This window comes from Streptomyces sp. NPDC054932 (genome assembly GCF_053610205.1).
In genome coordinates, this window is record NZ_JBSGXU010000002.1 from 72,723 (window position 1) to 95,960 (window position 23,238).

The following is a 23,238-nucleotide window of genomic DNA, read 5'->3' on the forward strand; positions in this document are numbered from 1 at the left end:
GGCAACTCACCGTCGAGCCAAGGCTAGAACTTGGCCGGAAAAAGCTGGAAGCAGTCGGTTTTTGCGATCGACTGAGCGGGCTCCTCAAGGGGGTCGGGTACGTACTCGTTGGTGCTCAGGGTGAGTTGGCGCCGCCGGGAACCACTCGGCACGGGCCCTCGTCCTTAGCGGCGGCAGCCGGTCTCGGCAGCCGGCGCGGGTCGCGCTCCACCCCCGCGGGACGTTTGATGGACCCGTAAGAAAACTGCACGAACCGTGTGAACCTGCTTCTGGCGGACAGTGACGCGAAACCTGTACGTGTGGTGAGACACCGGTTACATGGTGTGATGTGGCCCTCGACGTTCAACGGAAAGGAACGAGCGCACATGCGCGAGATCCTCGGAAGGCGTCTCCAGCGGCTCCGCGATCGCTTTCAATCCCTGCGCCCCGAACCGGGACAGAGCGGCGGCACGCCCACTCTCCTCGACGCGGCGCTCGTCTGCGCCACCACCTGGCAGTGGCCCGTCCTGCCCGGCGTCGGCCGGTCCGGAACCGACGGATCGCGATGCGCCTGCCCCGAACCCGACTGCGTCGTCCCCGGCGCACACCCCTTCGACCCCGGACTGCTCGCCGCCACCACCGACCCACGGATGGTGGCCTGGTGGTGGACCAACCGGCCCACCGCTCCCGTCCTGATGGCCACCGGCGGGCCCGCCCCGTGCGCGGTGAGCCTGCCGGCCGGCGCGGCCGCGCGTGCCCTCGTACGACTGGACGCGCAAGGCATGCGGCTCGGGCCGGTCGTGGCCACGCCCACCCGATGGGCGCTGCTGGTGGCGCCGTACTCGCTGGAGCGGCTCGGTGAACTCCTGTACGCGAAGGACCACGTGCCCTCCTCGCTGCGTTTCCACGGCGAGGGCGGCTACCTGTTGCTGCCGCCCTCGGCCGCGTCCAGCGGTGGCCAGGTGCGCTGGGAGCGGGAGCCGCAGGCGGATCGGCGGCCGTCGGGTTCCCGGCGTGCGGGAAGCCTCTGGCTGCCGGAGGTCGAGGCGGTCGTGGACGCACTGGTCGAGGCCAGCAGCGGTGCGCCCGGCGGCGGCAGCAGGCTCGCGTACTGACCCGCAGGACCCCTGAGAGCCCCTGAGGATCACTCGTACGGGTGCCAGCGGGGCCGGTTTCCAAGGGAATTGGGCGCGGGGATCTCCGTGCCCCATTCCCGCCTCGCTATCTTCGGCGAATGAATCTCCGCCTGATCGGTATCGGCGCCGGTGTGCTGATCATCTTGTCGCTCCCGCTCGCCGGAGCGATCGCCGGGCCGGATTTTGCCGGTCAGGACGACGGAAAAGGCGGAGGCCTGTTCTCGGCACTCGGGCTTTCGGACGCCTCCCGCCCGTCCCCCACGGCGCCCGCGCACTCGGCGCCGTCGGTCGCCCCGCAGCAGCCGGGCCCGGTCGAGCAGCCCCGTACGGATTCCCGCTGCGGTCCCGAACTGTCCTCGCCGCACGGGGTGGAGGCGCAGACCTGCGTGCTGGTGGGTGAAGGCCGGACGTGGGGCCGGAGTTACTACCGAAACACGAGTGGTCGAGGACTGGACGCGGTGCTGACGTTGATGGGGCCGGCCGGGCGTACGGTCCAGATCAGGTGCGCGGTGGGCGCGGGCGACGAACCGGGCCTGTGCGAGACGCCGAAGGAGGCATCTGCCGGAGAGCCGGACAGTTACTCGGCCGTAGCGGAATTTGCAGTTCCGGATGATGAAGGGGAACTGCTCTTGAGGTCCGGGAGCAACTCACCGGCACCGGGTGACGGTTGATCGCACCCCGAAAATCAAGGGCCCGGTCGCTGGCGACGGGGGATGCACCAGCGACCGGGCTACAAGAACGGTAACAAGAGATCGCCTGTTCGCAAATTCGATCTCCGATATTCAGACACCGATTTGCAGACGATTAGCGGGAGTTGTGACTCCGGTCACCGGCTCCCCGCGTGCCCCCGGTCAGCTGAGGGTCACCTGGCGGTTGGTGAGTCCGCCGCGTGCCCGGCGCTCCTCCGTGGTCAGCGGGGCGTCCGTGGCCAGAGCCCCGGCCAGCCGCTCCGCGAACTCCGCCGCGGGCTTCTCGACGTCGTCGGCCGTGACCCCGGTGGGCAGGTCCCAGACGGGGACCATCAGGCCGTGCGCACGGAAGGAGCCGACGAGCTTCGTGCCCTCGCCGAGCGAGGACGTGCCGGCCGCGTGCAGCCGTGCGAGGGCGTCGAGGAGCTTCTCCTCGGGGTGCGGCATGACCCAGCGCAGGTGGTTCTTGTCCGGGGTCTCGCACCAGTAGGCGGAGTCCACGCCGGTCAGCTTGACGGTGGGAATGGCGGCCGCGTTGGCACGCTCCAGCGAGGCGGCGATCTCCGGCGAGGCGTTCTGGGCGCTCTCGGATTCCGGAATCCAGAATTCGAACCCGCTGTGCACAACCGGCTCGAAACCGCCGTCGGCGTCCAGGAGATCCTGAAGTCGGGGCCCCTCGGCGGGAACCCGGCGCGCGGCAACCGGCGTACCGGGCTCCGCCACGAGGGCGCGCTCCAGGGTGTCGGCCATGTCGCGGCCGAGGTCGCCGGAGGACGAGTCGTTCTGCAGGCCGAGGAGGACGGATCCGTCCTCGCGGCGCAGCGCCGGCCAGGCCATGGGCAGTACGGTCACCAGCGTGACGGAGGGGACGCCCTCGGGCAGACCGCCCTTGAGGGACAGCGGAACGGTGGCCGCGGGCACCAGCTCGCGCAGGGCGACCCAGTCGCACTCGCCCGGCAGCCCCTCGAAGGGGCGCTGCACGTGCTCGGTGACGGCGTGTGCGGCGGCTGCGCCGTGGCAGGCCTTGTAGCGGCGGCCGGATCCGCAGGGACAGGGCTCGCGGGCGCCCACAACCGGGATTTCACCGTTGTTGAGCTGCGGCTTTGCAGTCTTGGCTGCGGGGCGCTTCTTGGCCATCGTGCGTGTCTCCCGGTTGCGGCGGTACGGCGTCGTGTCTGGGCGCGAGCCTAGCCGTTCGTACCGCCGGAACCGGTTGGGTGCGGCCGGGAGCACGGTCGGCGTGCGCTCCCGGACGGCCGCCTGCGCGGATGCCCGGTACTGCTGTGCTGCTGTCGTGCTGTTGTGCCGGTCGAGCTGTTCCGTTCGGCCGGTTCGCTCTGTTCGTCGTGTCTGTAGGTCGTGTCTGTATGTCGTGCGGTGGAGGATCCCCGGTTCAGGGATCGAGGTCGTCGAATGCCGTGCGGAAGTCGATCGCCGGGGGCGCAACGCGCGTAGCGAAATCCTCGTGCCGGGGCCCACAGGCAACGATCACCCACACGGTGACCTCACCCGCCGCTCCGTCCCGGACACCCCAGTCCTGGGCCAGTGCGCTGATGATGTTCAGCCCCCGGCCGCCCCGTGCGGTGACCGAGGGCGTGGCAGGAACAGGGCGGGTGGGCCCGCCTCCGTCCGTGACCTCGACCGTCAGTCGTCCCGCTCTGTCGACGCGCCATGCGGCGCGTATCTCCCCGTCCCCGACTTCCCGAGAGCCCAACGGCCTGCCGTGTCGACAGGCGTTGCTGAGCAGTTCGGAAAGGATCAGTACGGCATCGTCCACGACCGATTCGGGCACACCGCCCATACGCAGTTGCTCGCGCATTCGGTGTCTCGCCTCGCCCACGCCCGCAGGACCATGGCGTACGTCCATGCACGACGACGTGGGCACTTCTTGTGCCACCACCAACGCCACCCCCGGAACCTCCTTAGCCCCACGCATGGTCTGGATGCCCCAATGGCCTGGACCGGAAACCGCCGAAGGAGTCCGAAGCGGGCCCCTCTGACGCATTCACACCGACCGAATGCGGAGCGGATGCGCCGGAGCACTCCCTGTGACGGAGGGGGTGCAGGTGACGGGTGTGCAAAACGGGACGTCAGCGCCCCAGTTGGGACAGAACTTGGCGGGGTCTGTTCGTGATGATTGCCTCCACGCCCAAATCAGCGCAGAGCTGAACGTCTTCCGGTTCGTTCACTGTCCAAACGTGTACGGAGTGCCCCGCACCCTGGAGCTTGTGGATGAATGCGGGGTGATTGCGCACGATCCGCATGCCGGGGCCGGCGATCGTCACCCCGGCCGGCAGTCGCCCGTCCCGCATCCGGGGCGAGATGAACTGCATCAGATATACGGTCGGGATCGTCGGCGCGGACGCCCGGATCCGGTGCAGGGAGCGCGCGGAGAAGCTCATGACCCGCACCGGGTGCGGTCCCTCGGCGGGCGGGGCGTCCAGGCCGAAGCGCTTGAGCAGGACGAGGAGGCGCTCCTCCACCTGTCCGGCCCAGCGGGTCGGGTGCTTCGTCTCGATCGCGAGCTGCACCGGCCGTCCGGCGTCGGAGACCAGCTCCAGCAGGCGCTCCAGGGTGAGGACGGAGGTGCGCTCGGGGTCCGCGTCCCAGTCGGGCGACTCCTCGCGGTCCTTCCAGGAGCCGAAGTCGAGGGCGGCGAGATCGGCCAGCTCCAGTGCGGAGACGGCGCCGCGGCCGTTCGACGTACGGTTCACCCGGCGGTCGTGGACCAGGACCAGATGGCCGTCCGCAGTGAGCCGGACGTCGCATTCGAGGCCGTCTGCGCCGTCCTCGATGGCCTTCCGGTAGGCGGCCAGAGTGTGCTCGGGGGCATCCTCCGAGGCGCCGCGGTGGGCGACGACCTGGATGGTGCGCGGCATTGCGTGGGTCACCGGGTCATGGTGCCACCGAGAGGTGCCCGGGTGTCGGGCTCGGCCCCATGAGTGCATCCGAAATGTCGGATATAAAGAATGGGAAGAGATGCACAGGTCCGGCTTACAGTGCTCTGACGGGTCATGGGAAAGGCTTTGCCCAGGAACTTGTGCGGCACGTCGAACGTTCAGTCGGACCGATATCGCCAGAGAATTGTCTGAAGCCGTGTGTGACGAGGAGAGAGCGCTGTGAGCACCGAGAACGAGGGCACCGCGGCCCCGACACCCCCCGCGGCCCCGTCCGTACCCCCTGCTCCGGCCTCCGAGACGCAGGGTGCGGCTCCCGCTCCTGCCGTCACCGAGCCGGTGACCCAGCAGCTCCCGCCCACTCCGACGCCCGGCACCGAGCCGACCCAGCAGTTCCCGCCCGCTGCGGCGCCCCCGGCCTACGGCCAGGCTCCCGCCCCGGCCGCACACGGGGCCGAGGGCTGGCCGCCCCCGCCGCCCACGATGCCGGTCTACGGAGCGGGCGGCGGACACGGCGGCGGCGCCTGGGGCGCCCCCCTGACCGCCGACGGGGCTCCGGCGCCCAAGCCGAAGGGCAAGGGCGGCCTGATCGCGGGCGTCCTGGTGGCGGCCCTCATCGCGGGCGGCATCGGCGGTGGCGTCGGCTACTGGGCCGCCGAGCGCAGCAACAACGGCACCGGCTCCACCACGATCAGCGCCGCGAACACCCCCAGGGACGTCAAGCGCGAGGCCGGCTCCATCGCCGGTCTGGCCGCGGGCGCCCTGCCCAGCGTGGTGACCATCGAGGCCTCGGCGGGCGACGGCGAGGGCGGCACCGGCACCGGGTTCGTCTATGACCAGCAGGGCCACATCCTCACCAACAACCACGTCGTGGCCTCCGCCGCGAACGGCGGCAAGCTCTTCGCGACGTTCTCCGACGGCAAGCGGTACGACGCCGAGGTCGTGGGCCGAGCCCAGGGCTACGACGTCGCCGTCCTCAAGCTGAAGAACCCGCCGGCCGGCCTCAAGCCGCTGCCGCTGGGCGACTCCGACAAGGTCGCGGTCGGTGATTCGACCATCGCCATCGGCGCCCCCTTCGGCCTGTCCAACACGGTCACCACCGGCATCGTGAGCGCCAAGAACCGCCCGGTCGCCTCCGGGGACGGCACTGGCAGCAAGAACTCGTACATGAGCGCCCTGCAGACCGACGCCTCGATCAACCCGGGCAACTCGGGCGGTCCGCTGCTCGACGGGCGCGGCGCGGTCATCGGCATCAACTCGGCGATCCAGTCCGCGGGCAACGGCGGCTTCGGTGGCGGCCAGGCCGGCTCCATCGGCCTCGGCTTCGCCATCCCGGTCAACCAGGCGAAGAACGTCGCCGAATCGCTGATCAAGACGGGTAAGCCGGTTTACCCGGTGATCTCGGTCTCCGTGGACCTCCAGGCCAAGTCCGAGGGCGCCAAGATCTCCGAGCAGGGCGCGGCGGCCAACGAGCTGGTCGACCCGAACGGCCCGGCCGGCAAGGCCGGCCTCAAGCCGGGCGACATCATCACCGAGTTCGGCGGCAAGCCGGTCGACAGCGGTCCGACCCTGATCAGCATGATCTGGACGTACAAGCCCGGCGACACCGTGAAGCTGACCTACCTGCGCGGTGGCAAGCCGACCACCGTCGACATCACGCTCGGCTCGAGGGTCGGCGACAAGTAGCGCCAACGGCCGCGGCGGCGGCCCGATGTGGAGGGGCCGTAGGCGGGAATCCGCCTACGGCCCCTCCAATGTCCGCTTATGCTTCGCTGGTGTTCGATTCTCGGCACATACGGACCTTTCACGCGGTGGTCGCCTCCGGGTCGTACTCGGCCGCCGCCCGCGTGCTGGGCTACACCCAGCCCGCCATCACCCAGCAGATGAAGGCGCTCGAACGCGCCGTCGGGACCCCGCTGTTCACCCGCGTGGGCCGCAGGATGCAGCTCACCGAGGCCGGGGAGTCCCTCTCCCGGCACGCCGAGACCATCCTCGGCAACCTCTCCGCCGCCGAGGCCCAGCTGAGGGCGTACGCCCGGCTCCGCACCGGACGGGTCAGGCTGTGCGGCTTCCCCAGTGCCAATGTCACCCTCGTGCCCGAGGCCCTGAGCGGCCTGGCCAAGGACCATCCGGGCATACAGGTGGAACTGCTCGAGGGGGAGCCGCCCGAGTCGCTGCGCCGCCTGGAGCGCGGCGAGTGCGACATCACCCTGGCCTTCACCTATCCCGGCCTGCACGAGGAGATCCCGGAGGAGGTCGCCGAGGTCAGGCTGCTGGAGGACCAGCTGACGGTGCTGCTCCCGACCGGGCATCCGCTGGCCCGGCGCCGCGCCGTCCAACTGGCCGATCTCGCCGAGGAACGGTGGATCGCGGGCTGCCCGCGCTGCCGCGCGAACCTGCTGCACGAGTGCGCGGAGCTGGGCTTCGTGCCCGACATCCGCTTCGCCACCGACGACAACCTGGTGGTGCAGAGCCTGGTCGCACAGGGACTGGGCGTGGCGATGATGCCCGCGCTGGTCCTGCCCTCCCTGTCACTGAGCCGGGTGTGCGGTCGGGCCCTCCAGCCTGCCGCGCGCCGGCACATCGCGGCGTACCTCTACCGGGACCACCTGCGGATTCCGGCGACGGCCGTGGTGCTCGACGCGCTGAAGCAGGTGGCGGCGAACCGGGTCGGCTGCTGACCAACCCATAAGCAGTGCTTGGGAATTCAGGTAATAACTGTCGTTGGACGTGATGGAACGGTGGCAGCACGCTGCCGATATGACCACCACCACGCCGGCCCGCACCACCACGAGGATGGCCGCCCTCGTCAGTGAGATCCGCACGGTCGTGGAGCGGGGGCTGGCTCCCGACCTCACCGCGTACCTGGTGGGCGAACGTCTCGCCCCGCACCTGGGTGCGAGCGACCTGCTGACCCCGGCGCAGCAGGAAGGCGACCCGGAGCGGTACCGGCAGCACATCCTGCACGCCGAGTCCGACGGCAGCTTCTCGGTGGTGGCACTGGTGTGGCTGCCCGGACAGGAGACCTGCATCCACGACCACGTGTCGTGGTGCGTGGCCGGGGTGCATCAGGGAGAGGAGAGCGAGCGCCGCTTCCGGCTCGCGCCCGGCGCCGGCCCCGCCCGGCTGGTGGCCACCGAGGACGTGGTCAACGCCCAGGGCGATGTCTGCGGGTTCGCTCCGCCCGGTGACATCCACAAGGTGCGCAACTCCTGTACGGACAAGGCAATATCCGTGCACGTGTACGGCGCGGACGTCTCCAGGCTGGGCACCAGCATCCGTCGCGTCTACACGCTCCCCGTCGACTGATGGCCCTCCTTCACCGCCCCCAGGGCACGGCGGCCCCGCATGTTTCACGTGAAACACCCACTCCCTGGCCCGGGTTGGCGATGGCTGCGGGTGGTGCTCTGACGGCATGGTGCGTCCATCGCCTCGTGCCCGCCGTGCCGATGCTGACCGCATCGGTGGTGCTCGGTATCGCGGTGGCGCACCTCCCCGGCCTGCGGAACTTCGCACGCGCGGCCGCGCGCCCGGGGCTCTCGCTGGCCGGGCGTCGGCTGATGCGGATGGGCATCGTCCTGCTGGGTCTCGGCCTGGGGCTGGACCAGGTGCTCCGGCTGGGCTGGGCCACGGTGGCCATGGTGGTCGGCGTGGTCGCGGCCACCTTCTTCGGCACCCTGTGGTTGGGCCGTCGGCTGCGACTCCCGGGTGATCAGCCGCTGCTGATCGCCACCGGGTACTCGATCTGCGGCGCCTCGGCGATCGGCGCGGTGAGCGAAGTGTCCGGCAGTGACGAGGAGGACGTGGCCGCCTCGGTGGCACTGGTCACCCTGTGCGGGACGCTCGCCATAGCGGTACTTCCCCTCCTCCAGGGGCCGCTGGGACTCTCCGACCCCGCCTTCGGGCGGTGGGTCGGCGCTGGGGTGCACGATGTCGGTCAGGTCGTGGCCACCGCGCAGACCGCGGGCCCGGAAGCCCTGGGTGAGGCGGTCCTGGTCAAGCTGATGCGGGTGGCGCTGCTCGCCCCGCTGGTGGCGGCCGTGGCCTTCTCGGTACGGGCCCGGCGTCGCGGGGTGCGCACCGCCTCGGGCCGCCGCCCGGCACCGGTGCCGCTGTTCGTGCTCGGGTTCCTGGCCGCGGCCGCGCTGCGCGCCACCGGGGTACTGCCCGACGTAGCGCTGGAATGGGCGCACACCGCCCAGGAGGCACTGCTGGCAGCGGCCCTGTTCGGCCTGGGGAGCGCGGTGCACCTGCCGACGCTGGCCCGGACCGGCGGGCGGGCCGCGGCGTTGGGACTCGGGGCGTGGGTGGTGGTCGCGGGGGTTTCGTACGCGGGCGTGATGCTCACCGTATGACGGTGCAACGGCGGGGAGTTGGCCATTTCCTGGCCGGAACCGACCGAACGTTCCGACTGCCCGCTGACATTGCAGCGGGCCCGTGCCACTCTGCCCCCGGTAATCCGCACCACGCACCGAGCACCGCGCACAGCCGATCCGCACCGACCGCTCTTCACCCCCACCCTGCCCGGTTTCGCCACCCGGCCCGGGCACGGCAGAAGGAGTCATGCGTGAATCGTCATCGCACGGCCTTGTCCGTCCTGCTCGCCGCGGGCGCCCTGGTCGCGGGCGCCCTGACGGCGGCCACCCCCTCACTCGCCGCGGACGCCCCCGCGTCCTTCCGGCAGCAGCACACCCAGGGCTTCTGGACCGCTGAGCGGATGCGCAACGCCACCCCGCTCGACGTGACGGCGGTCCCCGGGGCGGCCCGCACCCCGGTCGCCACATCGGCGGCCCCCACGGCCATCGCCCCGACGGCAGCCGCATCCCCCACGGCGTTCCCGCAGGCGGGCGGCGCCTGGACGGGCGGCGGCGCCGTCGTGAAGACCTCCGGGCGGGTCTTCTTCAGCATGGGCGACCGGACCGCCTCCTGCTCCGGCGACTCGGTGACCAGCGCCAACGGCAGCACGGTCATCACGGCCGGCCACTGCGTGAAGTACCAGGGTGCCTGGCACACGAACTGGGTCTTCGTCCCCGCCTACAACAACGGCTCCGCGCCCTACGGGCAGTGGTCGGCCACCAAGACCTTCGCCACCGACCAGTGGGCCGCGAGCGAGGACATGAACATGGACGTCGGTCTCGCCGTCGTCGCCCCGCTGAACGGAAAGACCCTCAGCCAGACCGTCGGCGCCCAGGGGCTGCTCTTCAACGGCGGCTACAACAAGAAGATGTACTCCTTCGGCTTCCCCGCGGCGGCCCCGTACGACGGCACCAAGCTGGTCTACTGCAGCGGCAACAGCGGCAAGGACTTCCTGCTGACCAAGGATCACAGCCTGGCCTGCAACATGACCGGCGGCTCCAGTGGCGGCCCCTGGTTCCAGGACTTCAACGAGGCCACGGGCCTGGGCACCCAGGTCTCGGTGAACAGCTTCGGCTACACCTTCCTGCCGAACCGGATGTACGGCCCGTACTTCGGCAACGAGGCGAAGGCGGCCTACGACAAGGCCCAGACGTCCTGACCCCACAGGCGCCCCCGACACCCTTACCTGGCCGGTACTCTGTACCGGCCAGGTGGGTTGCCCGAGCGGCCTAAGGGAACGGTCTTGAAAACCGTCGTGGCGCGAGTCACCGTGGGTTCAAATCCCACACCCACCGCAGATGAACGGCCCCTGACCAGCTTGAACGGTCGGGGGCCGCTCTCATGTCCCCCCATCGCATCCGGCATGACGAGCCACCCGGCCTCCGCGGGCGCCGTTTCTCCTGCGCCCCTGGCAGACAGTGATCCGTGGCCTTGACCCTTCCGGGTGGTGTTTGTCGGAAGATCGGCGCGCGCGATGGGAGCGGTGCGGTTGCGGCCACATCATGACGAATGTATGCAGATCCGCCCGTCGGAACATCGTGAATCGAGGCACCCCGTCATGGCTCACCGCAACGTCCTCACGTCGATCTGGACCTCCGTCCTCGCCGCACTCGTGGCCCTCCTCTCCTGCTTCGGTCTCGCGGGGAAGGCGGCGCCCGCCCCCGCCGCTGTGGCTCCCGCGGCCCACGTCATGCGCCGGCCGGCCGTCGTGGCCCGGCGGACCTGGCGGGCGATGATGCGGGGCGGTTCGCTGCCGCCGACCATCAAGCAGCGGATCCGCGCCGAGGCGCACGGCAAGACCCCCTCCGTCCGCCGCTCCACCACCGCCGCGTCCATGGGTGCCGGAGCAGAAGTCGCCCGCCGGAGCCTGATCCCCGTCGCAGCCCCTGTGGCAGCCCCGGTTGCCGTGCACTCCGCAGCGACCGCCGGCGCCTCCCGGGAAGCGCTCCGGCTCGCCGCGTAGGCCGGTATCGGTTCCCGTAGTCGTAGTCGTAGTCGTAGTCGTCGTCGCAGTCGCACGGTCCGGTTCGCAGGCGTACGCGCCGCCGCCGGGCAGGAGCAGGACAGGCAGGACCGGAAGCACGAGCAGGGCCAGAGGCAGAGTCGGAACCAGAACCAGAAGCAGGCGCTGGAGCCCGGTCGGTCGTGACCGTGGATCGCGCTGAGTGGTGCCCCCGGAGTGGGGCACGGGTGGATCACCCCGGCTTGCGCCGGGGCGCACAGGGGGCGTGAAGCTTGGCATCGCAGGGCCGCAGGCCCGGGAGACGGTGGGGTTCCCGGACAGCGCGGCCCTTTTCGGCATGTCCGGGACACGGAGTCTGGCGGAACGCTTCATCCCTTGTGTGGCGGGGGGTGCAGCAGTTTCCAGGCTGCTGACCTGGGGCTTCGGGGGCGCGAATGAGGTTTATCCGATGTTGGCCATGCTTGCGGGGGAATCGGGAACTCCGGGGTGGTTCGCCGGGGATTCGGTGGGCAACTGTGGTCTCGCGACGTCGTCACCACACGGAACGACCGAGGCGGTCGGCCAACTGCCCCGGAGCAAGTCCCACTTCGGTTTTCTGGAGGATAAAGACATGGCAAGCATCCGTACCGCCCGCGTCATCGCCGCCGTCGCCGCTCTCCCCCTCGCCGTCGGTCTCTTCGGTGGGGTGGCGTCGGCCGACAACGGCTCCTTCGCGAACGACGGATCGAATGCGAGCGTCGCCAGCATCATCGGCAGCGGCGTAGGCGGCGACAACCACGGCAACTCGTCCACCTCGCAGCAGGTGGCCACCGGCTCCGGTGCCTCCAATCAGAACAACACCGCGCAGGTCAACGGCTCGGCCTTCACCGCGATCCACCAGGCCAACTCGAACGTAGAGGTCAATTTCCTCCCGTGGCCGTAGCCGCGGCCTGAGCCGCTCCGATTCCTGAGGGCGTCTGTTGCGACCGGACCGGCTGGGGTCCGGTAGCGCAGGCGCCCTCGCGCATGTCCTGGCGGATGACCGGGCCGTGAGGCCGCTCCCCTCCCGACCTTGACACCACGGGTGAATCTGACGGACAGTCAGGTTCCCTCGATGATGTGATGCCGGGAGGCCAGCGCCGTGCACCTCGCCCCGACCGAAGGCCAGTTGCGGCTCCGCGCCGAACTGCGCGCGTACTTCAAGGATCTGCTGCCGGACGGCGTCCCCGAGGACCCGGCCGGCCAGCGCGAACTCCTGCGCCGCATAGGAGCCGACGGACTGCTCGGCCTCGGCTGGCCCGTCGAGTACGGCGGCCAGGGCCGCGGCGCCGACGAGCAGTTCGTCTTCTTCGACGAGGCATACCGGGCCGGCGCCCCCGTCTCCATGGTCACGCTCAACACCGTCGGGCCGACCCTGATGAAGTACGGGACCGAGGAGCAGAAGGACTACTTCCTGCCCCGGATTCTCGCGGGCGACGTCGTCTTCGCCATCGGCTACTCCGAACCAGAGGCCGGCACCGACCTCGCCGCCCTGCGCACCCGCGCGGTCCGAGACGGAACCGACTGGCTGATCGACGGGCAGAAGATCTTCACTTCCAACGCCCAGAATGCGGACTGGATCTGGCTCGCCTGCCGCACCGACCCGCAGGCCCCCAAGCACAGGGGCATCTCGATCATCCTGGTGCCGACCAGCACTCCGGGCTTCTCCTGGACCCCGATCGACACCGTCGGCGGCCTCACCACCACGGCGACCTACTACGACTCCGTCCGGGTGCCCGCCGGCCATCTCGTCGGCCCCGAGCACGGGGGATGGGGCCTGATCACCAACCAGCTCAACCACGAGCGGGTCGCCCTCGCCGCCATCGGCATGCAGGCCGAGGACTTCTACGCGTACGCGCTCGACCACGCCCGCACCCCCGATCCGATCACCGGCGACCGGCCCGCCGACCTCCCCTGGGTGCAGTCCCGGCTCGCCGAGGCACACGCGCGCCTGGCCGCCGTACGCCTCCTCAACTGGCGCCTCGTCCAGGACGTGGGCAGCGGCGCGCTGGCCGCCGGCGACGCCAGCGGGGTGAAGTTCCTCGGCACCGAGTCCACCGTCGAGGTGTACCGGATGTGCCAGGAGGTGGTGGGCGAGGAGGCCCTGATCCGCGGGCCCGGAGCCTTCGCGGGCGGCGAGCTGGAGCGAATGAACCGAGCTGCCCAGATCAACACCTTCGGCGGCGGGGTCAGCGAGGTACAGCGGGAGATCGTCGCCATGATGCGGCTCGGCATGAAGGGGAGGAAGCGATGACGGTGGTGGACGCGGCCGAGGAGGCAGCCCGGTTCCACATGCTGCTGGCGGCCTTCGAAGGACAGCCGGCCGCCACCGGAGGCCGGGGCAAGGACGCGGTCAACGAACCGATGATCCGCCACTGGTGCGAGGCGATGGGCGACGCCAACCCCGCCTACACCGGGCCGGACGCGATCGCTCCGCCCACCATGCTCCAGGCCTGGACGATGGGCGGCCTCTCCGGCCACGCGGACCGCTCCTCCGCCTACGACGAGCTCCTCGGGCTCCTCGACGGCGCCGGCTTCACCTCCGTGGTCGCCACCGACTGCGAGCAGGAGTACCACCGTCCGCTGCGCCCCGGCGACGCGATCACCTTCGACGCCGTCATCGAGTCGGTGTCGCCCCGCAAGACGACCAAGCTGGGCACCGGCCACTTCGTGACCACCCGCATGGACGTCCAGGTGGACGGCGAGACCGCCGGTACCCACCGCTTCCGCATCCTCAAGTACGCGCCCGCCGCCCGGCCGGCGAAGCGCTCCCCGGCCCAGCGCCCCCGCCCGGTGATCAACCGCGACAACCAGGAGTTCTGGGACGGCGTGCGGGAGCACAGGCTGCTGATCCAGCGCTGCACCGCCTGCACCACCCTCCGCTTCCCGTGGCTCCCCGGCTGCAACGCCTGCGCGAGCCCGGACTGGGACACCGTCGAGGCCTCCGGCGCCGGCACGGTGTTCAGCTACGTCGTCATGCACCACCCGCCCTTCCCGGCCTTCGACCCGCCCTACGCGGTCGCCCTCGTCGAGCTCGCCGAAGGAGTCCGGATGATCAGCAACATCACCGGTGTGCCCTACGACAAGGTGCGCATCGGCCTCCCCGTCCAGCTGGAATTCCTGCGCGTCGACGACGGCCTGGAACTCCCCGTCTTCCGCGGGAGTGCGGGCTGATGGACTTCCACCCCACCGAGGAGCAAGCCGCCGCGGCCGGTCTCGCCGCCCGGATCTTCTCCGATCTCGCCACCCACGAACGCCTCGCCGAAGCAGGTACCGGCAGCGATGCCGAACTGTGGAAGGCCCTCACCACGGCCGGACTGACCACCGCGGTCGAGGAGATCGGCCTGCTCGGTCTGGTCCTGCTGCTGGAGGAACAGGGCCGTACCACCGCGCAGGTTCCGTACGCCGCCACCTGCGCGTACGGGATCCTCCCCGTGGCCGCGCACGGCAGCCCCGAGCAGCGCGCCCGCCTGCTGCCCGCCCTCGGCACGGGCGAGGCGGTGGCCACCGGTGCCTTCCCGGCGCGCGGCCGGATCACCGCCGAGGGCGGCCGGCTCACCGGGACCGCCCCCGCCGTGCCCTGGCTGCGCGACGCCACGCACGTACTGGTCCCGGACGCGGACCGGGCGCTGTGGCTCGTACGGACCGATGCGCCCGGCGTGCGGACCGCCGCCGTGGAGACCACCGCCCCCTGGTCGGCGGGCCGGCTGACCCTGGCCGGAGCCGAGGCCGAACCCCTCGGGTCCGACGGCGCCTACGAGGCCACACTCGCCGCCGCCCGCACCGCGTTCGCCGGGCTCCAGGCGGGCGTCTGCGCGGGCTCGCTCGCCCGGGCCGTGGAATACACCTCCACCCGCGAACAGTTCGGCCGGCCGCTCTCCACCAACCAAGGGGTCATGCTGCGCGCGGCCGACGCGTACATGGACACCGAGGCGATCCGGGTCACCGCGTACGAGGCGGCCTGGCGCATCGACCAGGGCCTTTTGGCGCACGAGCACGTGCTCACGGCCGCCTGGTGGGCCGCGGAGGCGGGCAAGCGGGTCGTGCACGCGGGCCAGCACCTGCACGGCGGCATGGGCGCCGACCTGGACCACCCCGTCCACCGGCACTTCTTGTGGGGACGCCAACTGGACGCCTACCTGGGCTGCGGCAGTGAGCTGCTGGCCGAGCTCGGGGCCTCGATCGCCGGGTCCGCCGCGTCCCCCGCATTCGCTCCGACAGCCGAGGGAGAGCAGGCATGAACGTCGGCGACACGCTGCCGCCGCTGGAGATTCCGGTCACCCGCACCCTGATCGTCGCGGGCGCGATCGCCTCCCGCGACTACCAGGACGTGCACCACGACGCGGCGCTCGCGCAGGAGAAGGGATCCCCGGACATCTTCATGAACATCCTGACGACGAACGGCCTGGTCGGCCGGTACGTCACCGACCACCTCGGCCCGCGCGCCGTCCTGCGCAAGGTGGCCATCCGCCTCGGCGCCCCCAACTACCCGGGCGACACGATGACCCTCACCGGCACGGTCAGCGCCCTGTCCGGGACCACGGTCGAAATCCGGGTGGTCGGCGCCAACGGCCTCGGCCACCACGTGTCGGGAACGGTCACCGCGGAGGTGCCGGCATGAGTGTCCGTACCCGCGACGCGCTCGGTGGCCGCGCCGCCATCGCCGGCATCGGAGCGACCGAGTTCTCCAAGGACTCCGGCCGCAGCGAGCTCAAGCTCGCCGTCGAGGCCGTGCACGCCGCCCTCGACGACGCCGGGCTGACCCCCGCCGATGTCGACGGCATGGTCACCTTCACGATGGACACCAGCCCGGAGATCACCGTGGCCCAGGCGGCGGGCATCGGGGACCTGTCCTTCTTCTCCCGCATCCACTACGGCGGTGGCGCGGCCTGCGCCACCGTGCAGCAGGCCGCCCTCGCCGTCGCCACCGGCGTGGCGGAGGTCGTGGTCTGCTACCGCGCCTTCAACGAGCGCTCCGGGCGCCGCTTCGGGTCCGGTGTCCAGCAGCGGGAGCCCTCGGCGGAGGGGGCGGCGCTCGGCTGGTCGCTGCCCTGGGGGCTGCTGACCCCGGCCTCCTGGGTGGCCATGACCGCACAGAGATACCTGCACACCTACAACCTCACCCCCGAGGCCTTCGGGCACGTCGCGGTCACCGACCGCCGACACGCCGCGAACAACCCCGCCGCGTACTTCCACGGCAAGCCCATCACCCTCGCCGACCACGCCGCCTCGCGCTGGATCGTGGAGCCGCTGCGGCTCCTGGACTGCTGCCAGGAGACCGACGGCGGCCAGGCCGTCGTCGTCACCACGACCGAGCGCGCCCGGGACCTGCGGCACGCGCCCGCCGTGATCACCGCGGCTGCGCAGGGCGCCGGGCGCCGCCAGGAAGGCATGACCTCCTTCTACCGCGACGACCTCACCGGGCTGCCGGAGATGGACGTGGTCGCCCGCCAGCTGTGGCGGACCAGCGGGCTGAGGCCCTCGGACATCGACGTCGGCATCCTCTACGACCACTTCACCCCTTTCGTGCTGATGCAGCTGGAGGAGTTCGGCTTCTGCGCGCCGGGCGAGGCCGCGGACTTCGTCGCCGCGGACGCCCTGCCGCTCAACACCCACGGCGGCCAGCTCGGAGAGGCGTACCTGCACGGGATGAACGGCATTGCCGAGGCCGTGCGCCAACTGCGCGGCACCTCCGTCAACCAGGTCGCGGGGGCGGCGCACGCACTTGTCACGGCCGGTACCGGGGTCCCGACCTCCGGCTTGATCCTCGGTGCCGACAGCTGAGAACCGGGACCCGGGGCTCCCCACCCCCTCCACCTTCAGGAGGTGGGGATGGCCCTACTCCTACAACCTGAGACGGATCCACCATCGGCACCTGCGGCCGATCCCATGACAGACGGGCGCTCCTAGCGTGGAGACATGACCACGCCTGTGTGCACGCTCGCCTCGAATCCGACGCCGTACCCGTCGTTCTCGGCGTACGTCCGGACCCGGGGCACGGTCCTGATGCGCACCGCGCGCTCCCTCACCGCCAACCCGTGCGATGCGGAGGACCTGCTCCAGACGGCCCTTGCGAAGACCTACGTGGCCTGGGACCGGATCGAGGACCACCGCGCCCTGGACGGCTACGTCCGGCGGACCCTGGTCAACACCCGCACCTCTCAGTGGCGCAAGCGCAAGGTCGACGAGTTCGTATGCGACGAGCTCCCCGAGACCGAGGCGGCCCCGGCCTCCGACCCCGCCGAAGCACAGGCACTGCGCGATGCGATGTGGCGCGCGGTGACCCGGCTGCCCGATCGCCAGCGGGCCATGGTCGTCCTGCGGTACTACGAGGACATGAGCGAGGTGCAGACCGCAGAGCTGCTCGGGGTCTCGGTCGGCACGGTCAAGAGCGCGGTTTCCCGTGCGCTGGGCAAGCTCCGCGAGGACCCGGAGCTCATGCCGGTCCGTTGAGACGAAGGATGTTTCACGTGAAACCAGAGGGCGTCGGGGGATGTTTCACGTGAAACACGCGCCGGTTTCTACTCCCGGGTAGTGACATGCCGACCGGTACGTGCGCAGAATCGGCAGCATCCGTAGCCGCCGCAGCGCCGCAGCGCTCACCGGGAGGACGCTTTGCTCAGCACCATGCAGGACGTACCGCTCCTCGTCACCCGCATACTCCGACACGGGATGACGATCCACGGGAAGTCCCAGGTCACGACCTGGACCGGGGAGGCCGAGCCGCACCGCCGCAGCTTCGCCGAGATCGGCAACCGTGCCACCCGTCTCGCCGGAGCCCTGCGCGACGAGCTCGGAGTGCAGCAGGACGAACGGGTCGCCACCCTGATGTGGAACAACGCCGAGCACGTCGAGGCGTACTTCGCGATCCCCTCCATGGGTGCCGTTCTGCACACCCTCAACCTGCGGCTCCCCCCTGAGCAGCTGGTCTTCATCGTCAACCACGCCGCCGACCGGGTGGTGCTGGTCAACGGCACCCTGCTGCCCCTGCTCGCGCCGCTCCTGCCGCACCTGCCGACCATCGAGCACGTGGTGGTCAGCGGCATCGGCGACCGCTCCGCGCTCGAGGGCCTGAACGTGCGCGTGCACGAGTACGAGGAGCTCCTCGCCGGCAGCTCCGACAGCTACGACTGGCCCGACCTGGACGAGCGCCAGGCGGCCGCCATGTGCTACACCTCCGGCACCACCGGGGACCCCAAGGGCGTCGTGTACTCCCACCGCTCGGTCTACCTGCACTCCATGCAGGTCAACATGACCGAGTCGATGGGGCTGACCGACAAGGACACCACCCTCGTCGTGGTCCCGCAGTTCCACGTGAATGCCTGGGGCCTGCCCCACGCCACCTTCATGACCGGCATCAACATGCTGATGCCGGACCGGTTCCTGCAGCCCGCCCCGCTCGCCGAGATGATCGAGCGGGAGAAGCCCACGCACGCCGCGGCCGTCCCCACCATCTGGCAGGGGCTGCTGGCCGAGGTCACCGCCAACCCGCGCGACCTGACCTCGATGAAGCAGGTAACCATCGGCGGTGCGGCGTGTCCGCCCTCCCTGATGGAGGCGTACGACAAGCTCGGCGTCCGCGTCTGCCACGCCTGGGGCATGACGGAGACCTCCCCGCTCGGCACGATGGCGCACCCGCCGGCCGGTCTGAGCGCCGAGGAGGAGTGGCCCTACCGGATCACCCAGGGCCGCTTCCCGGCCGGCGTCGAGGCCCGGCTGATCGGCCCCGGCGGCGACCTCCTGCCCTGGGACGGGGAATCGGCGGGCGAGCTGGAGGTGCGCGGCAACTGGATCGCAAGCTCCTACTACGGCGGCGCGTCCGGCGAGCCCTTCCGCCCCGAGGACAAGTTCAGCGCCGACGGCTGGCTCAAGACCGGCGATGTCGGCGTCATCAGCGCCGACGGCTTCCTCACCCTCACCGACCGCGCCAAGGACGTCATCAAGTCCGGCGGTGAGTGGATCTCCAGCGTCGATCTGGAGAACGCGCTGATGGCGCACCCCGAGGTCGCCGAGGCCGCCGTCGTCGCCGTCCCCGACGAGAAGTGGGGAGAGCGCCCGCTGGCCACGGTCGTCCTCAAGGAGGGCGCGACCGTGAACTACACGGATCTGCGCGAGTTCCTCGCCCAGACCATCGCGAAGTGGCAGCTGCCGGAGCGCTGGACGTTCATCGAGGCGGTGCCGAAGACCAGCGTCGGGAAGTTCGACAAGAAGGTGATCCGCAAGCAGTACGCGGACGGCGCGCTGGACGTCACCAAGCTCGACTGACGACCGCGGGCTAACCCCGGGTGAGCCATGGCCGCAGCAGCCTGCTGACCGCGGGCATGGCCACGTAGGTCATCAGGGTGCTGAACACTACGGCGAAGGCGGCCGTGCGCAGTACGAAGTGCAGATCCACCAGGTACGGCCCGAGCACCGCGTTGCCGGCCAGCGAGATCGGGAAGATGGCCAGCCCCGAGCTGATCGCCATCTTCCACCGCGGCGGCGCGGGCCGGGTCGTACCCGGCTTGGCGAACCACGTCTCCATGCCGTGCAGTTCCCGGCGGGCTATCTCCGTGTGGTGGTGGCCGAGGCAGTTGGAGAACCACTGCGCCCGTTCCGGGGAGTCCTGCCAGCGCTGGAACGCGGCCTGATTGCGGAACCGGTGGACCAGGAACCACGGCCCGCCCTCGGCCGCCGGGCGGAAGAGCCCGTACCCGAGGTGGTCCGGGAAGCCCGCGGCCGTCTCCAGGATCCCGTGGGCCCAGGCCTCGAAGGTCTCCTCGTGCCCGGGCTCCACCTGCCGCGCGATGAGCAGGTTCACCTCCCCGTTGTCGGCGGGGACGGTGTGCTCGCTCGTGTTGATGATGGCCATCGGCCCAGGATTGCTAGTTGGTGCCGATCTTGGCCAGCAGGTCCACGATGCGGCCCTGGACGTCCGCCGTCGTCGCCCGCTCCGCGAGGAACAGGACGCTCTCGCCGGAGGCGAGCCGCGGCAGCTCGGCCGGGTCGATGCCGGTCGTCGTGTAGACGACCAGAGGAGTGCGGTTCAGCTGCCCGTTGGCCCGCAGCCAGTCCACGATCCCGGCCCGCCGACGGCGCACCTGCATCAGGTCCATGACCACCAGGTTGGGCCGCATCCGCGTCGCCAGTTCCACGGCGTCGGTATCGGCACCCGCCCGCGCGACCTGCATGCCGCGCCGCTCCAGAGCGGCGGTCAGCGCGGTCGCGATCTCGTCGTGCTCCTCGATCAGCAGTACCCGGGAGGGGTGCTGCTCGCTGTCGCGCGGCGCCAGCGCCTTCAGCAGTACGGCCGGATCGGCTCCGTACGCCGCCTCGCGCGTGGCGTGCCCCAGCCCGGCTGTGACCAGTACGGGGACCTCCGCGGCCACGGCGGCTTGGCGCAGGGACTGCAGGGCGGTCCGGGTGATCGGTCCGGTCAGCGGGTCGACGAAGAGCGCGGCGGGGAACGCGGCGATCTGTGCGTCGACCTCCTCGCGGGAGTGCACGATCACCGGCCGGTAGCCGCGGTCGCTCAGCGCCTGCTGCGTCTGCACGTCGGGCGCGGGCCACACCAGGAGCCGGCGCGGATTGTCCAGGGGCTCCGGCGGCAGCTCGTCGTCCACGGGCAGCGGCACGGGCCGGTTGACCACCTCGACGGCGCCGCCCGGGCCGTCCAGCGGTTCGGGGCCCTCGTCGGCGCCCGCCTCGGGCGCCCCTATGGCGAAGGCCCGGCCCTGCGGGGCGGGCTCGGCGAGCCGACGACGGCGGCCGGACCCGGAGGCCGAACCGGACCCGGACGCCGGGCCGGAGCCGCCCGGGTCCACGGAAATGCCCTGGCCGAGGGTGCCGAGGGCGCGCACGCTGATGGGCTGCGCGGCCTGGCCCTCCGCCGGGGTGTCCTGCGGCCGGCGTGCACCGGGGAGCGCGACCTGGCCCGAGGCCCCGTCGTCCTCAGCGGCGGTACGGGCCGCCGGTACCGGCCATGCCGGTGCGCCGGCCAGCGCGCGACGCCGCCCGGTCGGGCCCTCGGTGGACTCGTCGGGCTGCGCGGCGGGCGCCTCGGGCTCGGAGGCGGGGGTGCCCAGCACGCGGCGGCCACGCCGCCCGGCGGGTGCGTCGGTGTCGGTTTCGGCCCCGGCCGGAGCGGGGGCCGGCGTGGGACCGGCGGGAAGCGCGAAGCCGCCCTCGGGGGCGATGGGCCGCGCGGGAGCGGGAGCGGGCGCCGGCGCGAGCCCGGTCGCGGGTACGGGGCCGCCGGGCTGCGCCGGACCGGCCGGACCCAGCGCCCGGCGCCGCCCGGCGGGGTGCTCGGTCACCGGAACGGGGGGCACCGCGGGTACGGGCGGGAGCGCGGGCATGGCCGTGCCCTGCGGGGGCACGGGCCGCGCGGGGCCGCCCTGGCCTTCGGGCCCGGCCGTGCCCTCGGCCTCGCCGCTGCCGTCACCGGCCCGGCCTCGCCTGCGTCCGGTGCCGAGTCCGGCCGGATTCACCGGGGACTGCGCGAGCTCGGGGCCCGCCTCGGGAAGGTCGGCCTCGCCCGCCCGCCGCCGCCCGGAGGGCAGCGCCAGCGCGCCACCGCCCTGGCCCGCCTGTGTGGCCTGAGCTGCCTCGGGGGCCGTGTTCTCGTCGTCCAGGAAGGCGTCCACCCCGCGCCGACCGCGGCGACCGCCGGAGACCTTGCCGGGAGCGGCGTCCCCGGCAGCTCCCGCGCCGTCGCCGGCCGGACCGGCCGGGGGCTCCTCCGCCGGCTCCGGCAGGGTCACCGTCCCGGCTCCCGAGCCGAGCGGAAGCTCCAGCACGAACGCCCCGCCGGGCGCGCCCGGAACCTCCACCGTCTGCAGCACGCCGCCGTGCGCGGCCACGATCCCCCGAACGATCGGCTCGTGGACCGGGTTGCCGCCCTCGTACGGTCCGCGGACCTCGATCCGTACGACATCGCCGCGCTGCGCGGCGGCCACCACGATCGTCGAGTCGCTGTACCCGCTGCCCTGGCGGGTCTTGCCCGTGGCGTCCACCCCGGCCACGTCCGCGACCAGGTGGGCGAGCGCGGTCGCGATCCGGTCCGCGTCCACCTCGGCCTCGATGGTCGGCGCGTGGACGGCGAACTGCGCGCGGCCCGGACCGATCAGCTCGACCGCGCCGTCGACGCCCGCCGCGACGACGGTGTTGATCAGGACTTTCTTCTTCTCGAGCCGGTCGCGGCCGGAGTCCAGACGCTGGTAGCCGAGGACGTTGTCCACCAGGGTGGTCATCCGCGAGTACCCGGCGGCCAAGTGGTGCAGGAGCTGGTTGGCCTCGGGCCACAGCTGACCGGCGTCGTCGGCCGCCAGCGTCGCCAGCTCGCCGCGCAGCTCGTCCAGCGGCCCCCGCAGGGAGTCGCCGAGGACGGCCATCAGCTGTGCGTGCCGGGCCGCGAGGGCGTCGTAGGGCCGCCGGTCGGTGAAGGTCATGACGGCGCCGACGAGCTGCTCCCCGTCCCGTACGGGCGAGGTGGTCAGGTCGACGGCGACCGGCTGGCCGGCCTTGTTCCACAGCACCTGTCCGCGGACGCGGTGCTTGCGTCCGCTGCGCAGCGTGTCGGCGAGCGGGGACTCCTCGAAGGGGAACGGGGATCCGTCGGCGCGGGAGTGCTGGACGAGGCCGTGCAGTTCGCGGTTGCCGAGGTCGGTGGCGCGGTAGCCGAGGATCTGGGCGGCGGCCGGGTTGACCAGCACCACCCGTCCGTCGGTGTCGGTGCCCACGACGCCCTCGGCGGCGGCGCGCAGGATCATTTCGGTCTGCCGCTGGGAGCGGGCCAGCTCGGCTTCGGTGTCCACGGTCTGCGAGAGGTCCCGGACCACGAGCATCAGCAGCTCGTCGCCGGTGTACGAGGGCTGCGGCTCTCGGTAGGCGTCGCGTCCGTCGAGATGGGCGCTGGTGACCTCGACGGGGAACTCGGAGCCGTCGGTTCGGCGCGCGATCATCCGCTTGGGTTTGGCGCGGCCGCCGTCGTCCTCGCCGGGCCGGCGCATGGAGCCGGGGATCAGCTTGGAGTCGAACTCGGGCAGGAGGTCGAGCACGCCGCGGCCGACGAGCCCGGTGCCGGGACTCTCCATGACCTCGAGAGCGATCGAATTGGCGTTGACGACCGTGCCGTTGGCGTTGACGAGCAACAGCGCGTCCGGAAGAGCGTCGAGTATTGCTGCGAGGCGAGCAGCGCCTCGGGATGGCCTGCTGCTCAC

19 protein-coding genes, 1 tRNA gene and 1 pseudogene are annotated in these 23,238 nt (G+C 71.5%); 16 read left to right on the top strand and 5 right to left on the bottom strand.

Going from position 1 to position 23,238, the window contains the following annotated elements; genetic code table 11:
• Window positions 1-365: 365 nt before the first annotated feature.
• Window positions 366-1,094, top strand: coding sequence for a bifunctional DNA primase/polymerase (locus tag ACWGE1_RS01055; protein WP_453418444.1), 729 nt, complete (start codon window positions 366-368; stop codon window positions 1,092-1,094).
• 872 nt (window positions 1,095-1,966) lie between these two features.
• Here ACWGE1_RS01055 and ACWGE1_RS01060 read toward each other — a convergent pair.
• The 3 genes and pseudogenes from ACWGE1_RS01060 to ACWGE1_RS01070 all read right to left on the bottom strand — a co-directional run bounded on the left by ACWGE1_RS01060 (window position 1,967) and on the right by ACWGE1_RS01070 (window position 4,683).
• On the bottom strand, window positions 1,967-2,941 hold the full coding sequence (locus ACWGE1_RS01060; RefSeq protein ID WP_453418445.1) for a DUF5926 family protein: 975 nt from the start codon (window positions 2,939-2,941) through the stop codon (window positions 1,967-1,969).
• 256 nt (window positions 2,942-3,197) lie between these two features.
• Window positions 3,198-3,835 (bottom strand): annotated as a pseudogene (locus tag ACWGE1_RS01065) (ATP-binding protein).
• Window positions 3,836-3,894: 59 nt separating this feature from the next.
• On the bottom strand, window positions 3,895-4,683 hold the full coding sequence (locus ACWGE1_RS01070) for a glycerophosphodiester phosphodiesterase (protein ID WP_189738591.1): 789 nt from the start codon (window positions 4,681-4,683) through the stop codon (window positions 3,895-3,897).
• A 240-nt stretch (window positions 4,684-4,923) separates the two neighbouring features.
• Here ACWGE1_RS01070 and ACWGE1_RS01075 point away from each other — a divergent pair, with 240 nt between their 5' ends.
• The 15 genes from ACWGE1_RS01075 to ACWGE1_RS01145 all read left to right on the top strand — a co-directional run bounded on the left by ACWGE1_RS01075 (window position 4,924) and on the right by ACWGE1_RS01145 (window position 19,303).
• Window positions 4,924-6,387, top strand: coding sequence for a S1C family serine protease (locus ACWGE1_RS01075; RefSeq protein ID WP_453418446.1), 1,464 nt, complete (start codon window positions 4,924-4,926; stop codon window positions 6,385-6,387).
• Window positions 6,388-6,476: 89 nt separating this feature from the next.
• Window positions 6,477-7,382 carry a LysR family transcriptional regulator gene (locus tag ACWGE1_RS01080; RefSeq protein ID WP_453418447.1) on the top strand — a complete coding sequence of 302 codons (906 nt, stop codon included), beginning with the start codon at window positions 6,477-6,479 and terminating at the stop codon, window positions 7,380-7,382.
• Window positions 7,383-7,461: 79 nt separating this feature from the next.
• On the top strand, window positions 7,462-8,010 hold the full coding sequence (locus ACWGE1_RS01085; protein WP_453418448.1) for a cysteine dioxygenase: 549 nt from the start codon (window positions 7,462-7,464) through the stop codon (window positions 8,008-8,010).
• Entirely contained in the window at window positions 8,010-9,056 is a 1,047-nt protein-coding gene (locus ACWGE1_RS01090) for a YeiH family protein (RefSeq protein WP_453418449.1), read from the top strand. Before ACWGE1_RS01085 ends, ACWGE1_RS01090 begins: the two co-directional genes overlap by 1 nt.
• Before the next feature lie 212 nt (window positions 9,057-9,268).
• Window positions 9,269-10,216 (top strand): trypsin-like serine peptidase, encoded by a 948-nt coding sequence (locus ACWGE1_RS01095; RefSeq protein ID WP_453418450.1) that lies wholly within the window; start codon window positions 9,269-9,271, stop codon window positions 10,214-10,216.
• 51 nt (window positions 10,217-10,267) lie between these two features.
• A tRNA-Ser gene (locus ACWGE1_RS01100) sits at window positions 10,268-10,352 on the top strand.
• 263 nt (window positions 10,353-10,615) lie between these two features.
• The gene (locus tag ACWGE1_RS01105; protein WP_453418451.1) at window positions 10,616-11,020 is read left to right on the top strand and encodes a DUF6344 domain-containing protein; all 405 of its coding nucleotides are present in this window, start codon (window positions 10,616-10,618) and stop codon (window positions 11,018-11,020) included.
• Between the two features lie 610 nt (window positions 11,021-11,630).
• The gene (locus ACWGE1_RS01110; protein ID WP_453418452.1) at window positions 11,631-11,942 is read left to right on the top strand and encodes a hypothetical protein; all 312 of its coding nucleotides are present in this window, start codon (window positions 11,631-11,633) and stop codon (window positions 11,940-11,942) included.
• Between the two features lie 198 nt (window positions 11,943-12,140).
• The gene (locus tag ACWGE1_RS01115; RefSeq protein ID WP_453418453.1) at window positions 12,141-13,292 is read left to right on the top strand and encodes an acyl-CoA dehydrogenase family protein; all 1,152 of its coding nucleotides are present in this window, start codon (window positions 12,141-12,143) and stop codon (window positions 13,290-13,292) included.
• Window positions 13,289-14,212 carry a bifunctional MaoC family dehydratase N-terminal/OB-fold nucleic acid binding domain-containing protein gene (locus ACWGE1_RS01120; RefSeq protein ID WP_453418454.1) on the top strand — a complete coding sequence of 308 codons (924 nt, stop codon included), beginning with the start codon at window positions 13,289-13,291 and terminating at the stop codon, window positions 14,210-14,212. The genes ACWGE1_RS01115 and ACWGE1_RS01120 overlap by 4 nt, the downstream gene beginning before the upstream one ends.
• Entirely contained in the window at window positions 14,212-15,279 is a 1,068-nt protein-coding gene (locus ACWGE1_RS01125; protein WP_453418455.1) for an acyl-CoA dehydrogenase family protein, read from the top strand. The genes ACWGE1_RS01120 and ACWGE1_RS01125 overlap by 1 nt, the downstream gene beginning before the upstream one ends.
• Window positions 15,276-15,659 (top strand): MaoC family dehydratase, encoded by a 384-nt coding sequence (locus ACWGE1_RS01130; RefSeq protein ID WP_453418456.1) that lies wholly within the window; start codon window positions 15,276-15,278, stop codon window positions 15,657-15,659. Before ACWGE1_RS01125 ends, ACWGE1_RS01130 begins: the two co-directional genes overlap by 4 nt.
• Complete coding sequence (locus tag ACWGE1_RS01135) at window positions 15,656-16,822, top strand: lipid-transfer protein (RefSeq protein ID WP_453418457.1); 1,167 nt, start codon at window positions 15,656-15,658, stop codon at window positions 16,820-16,822. The genes ACWGE1_RS01130 and ACWGE1_RS01135 overlap by 4 nt, the downstream gene beginning before the upstream one ends.
• Window positions 16,823-16,957: 135 nt before the next feature.
• A complete protein-coding gene (locus ACWGE1_RS01140; RefSeq protein ID WP_453418458.1) occupies window positions 16,958-17,491 on the top strand; it encodes a SigE family RNA polymerase sigma factor in 534 nt (177 codons plus the stop codon).
• Between the two features lie 162 nt (window positions 17,492-17,653).
• Window positions 17,654-19,303 (top strand): long-chain fatty acid--CoA ligase, encoded by a 1,650-nt coding sequence (locus tag ACWGE1_RS01145; protein WP_453418459.1) that lies wholly within the window; start codon window positions 17,654-17,656, stop codon window positions 19,301-19,303.
• Window positions 19,304-19,313: 10 nt separating this feature from the next.
• Here ACWGE1_RS01145 and ACWGE1_RS01150 read toward each other — a convergent pair whose 3' ends face one another.
• Window positions 19,314-19,889 (bottom strand): antibiotic biosynthesis monooxygenase, encoded by a 576-nt coding sequence (locus ACWGE1_RS01150; protein WP_453418460.1) that lies wholly within the window; start codon window positions 19,887-19,889, stop codon window positions 19,314-19,316.
• A gap of 13 nt (window positions 19,890-19,902) precedes the next feature.
• On the bottom strand, window positions 19,903-23,238 hold the full coding sequence (locus ACWGE1_RS01155; protein WP_453418461.1) for a PAS domain-containing protein: 3,336 nt from the start codon (window positions 23,236-23,238) through the stop codon (window positions 19,903-19,905).

What these genes read in the sequence shown, in the direction of transcription:
- ACWGE1_RS01130 (WP_453418456.1), top strand. Translation starts at nt 15,276, where the DNA reads ATGAACGTCGGCGACACGCTGCCGCCGCTGGAGATTCCGGTCACCCGC.
- ACWGE1_RS01120 (WP_453418454.1), top strand. Translation starts at nt 13,289, where the DNA reads ATGACGGTGGTGGACGCGGCCGAGGAGGCAGCCCGGTTCCACATGCTG.
- ACWGE1_RS01060 (WP_453418445.1), bottom strand. Translation starts at nt 2,941, where the DNA reads ATGGCCAAGAAGCGCCCCGCAGCCAAGACTGCAAAGCCGCAGCTCAAC.
- ACWGE1_RS01140 (WP_453418458.1), top strand. Translation starts at nt 16,958, where the DNA reads ATGACCACGCCTGTGTGCACGCTCGCCTCGAATCCGACGCCGTACCCG.
- ACWGE1_RS01125 (WP_453418455.1), top strand. Translation starts at nt 14,212, where the DNA reads ATGGACTTCCACCCCACCGAGGAGCAAGCCGCCGCGGCCGGTCTCGCC.
- ACWGE1_RS01110 (WP_453418452.1), top strand. Translation starts at nt 11,631, where the DNA reads ATGGCAAGCATCCGTACCGCCCGCGTCATCGCCGCCGTCGCCGCTCTC.
- ACWGE1_RS01090 (WP_453418449.1), top strand. Translation starts at nt 8,010, where the DNA reads ATGGCCCTCCTTCACCGCCCCCAGGGCACGGCGGCCCCGCATGTTTCA.
- ACWGE1_RS01085 (WP_453418448.1), top strand. Translation starts at nt 7,462, where the DNA reads ATGACCACCACCACGCCGGCCCGCACCACCACGAGGATGGCCGCCCTC.
- ACWGE1_RS01150 (WP_453418460.1), bottom strand. Translation starts at nt 19,889, where the DNA reads ATGGCCATCATCAACACGAGCGAGCACACCGTCCCCGCCGACAACGGG.
- ACWGE1_RS01135 (WP_453418457.1), top strand. Translation starts at nt 15,656, where the DNA reads ATGAGTGTCCGTACCCGCGACGCGCTCGGTGGCCGCGCCGCCATCGCC.
- ACWGE1_RS01055 (WP_453418444.1), top strand. Translation starts at nt 366, where the DNA reads ATGCGCGAGATCCTCGGAAGGCGTCTCCAGCGGCTCCGCGATCGCTTT.
- ACWGE1_RS01070 (WP_189738591.1), bottom strand. Translation starts at nt 4,683, where the DNA reads ATGCCGCGCACCATCCAGGTCGTCGCCCACCGCGGCGCCTCGGAGGAT.
- ACWGE1_RS01105 (WP_453418451.1), top strand. Translation starts at nt 10,616, where the DNA reads ATGGCTCACCGCAACGTCCTCACGTCGATCTGGACCTCCGTCCTCGCC.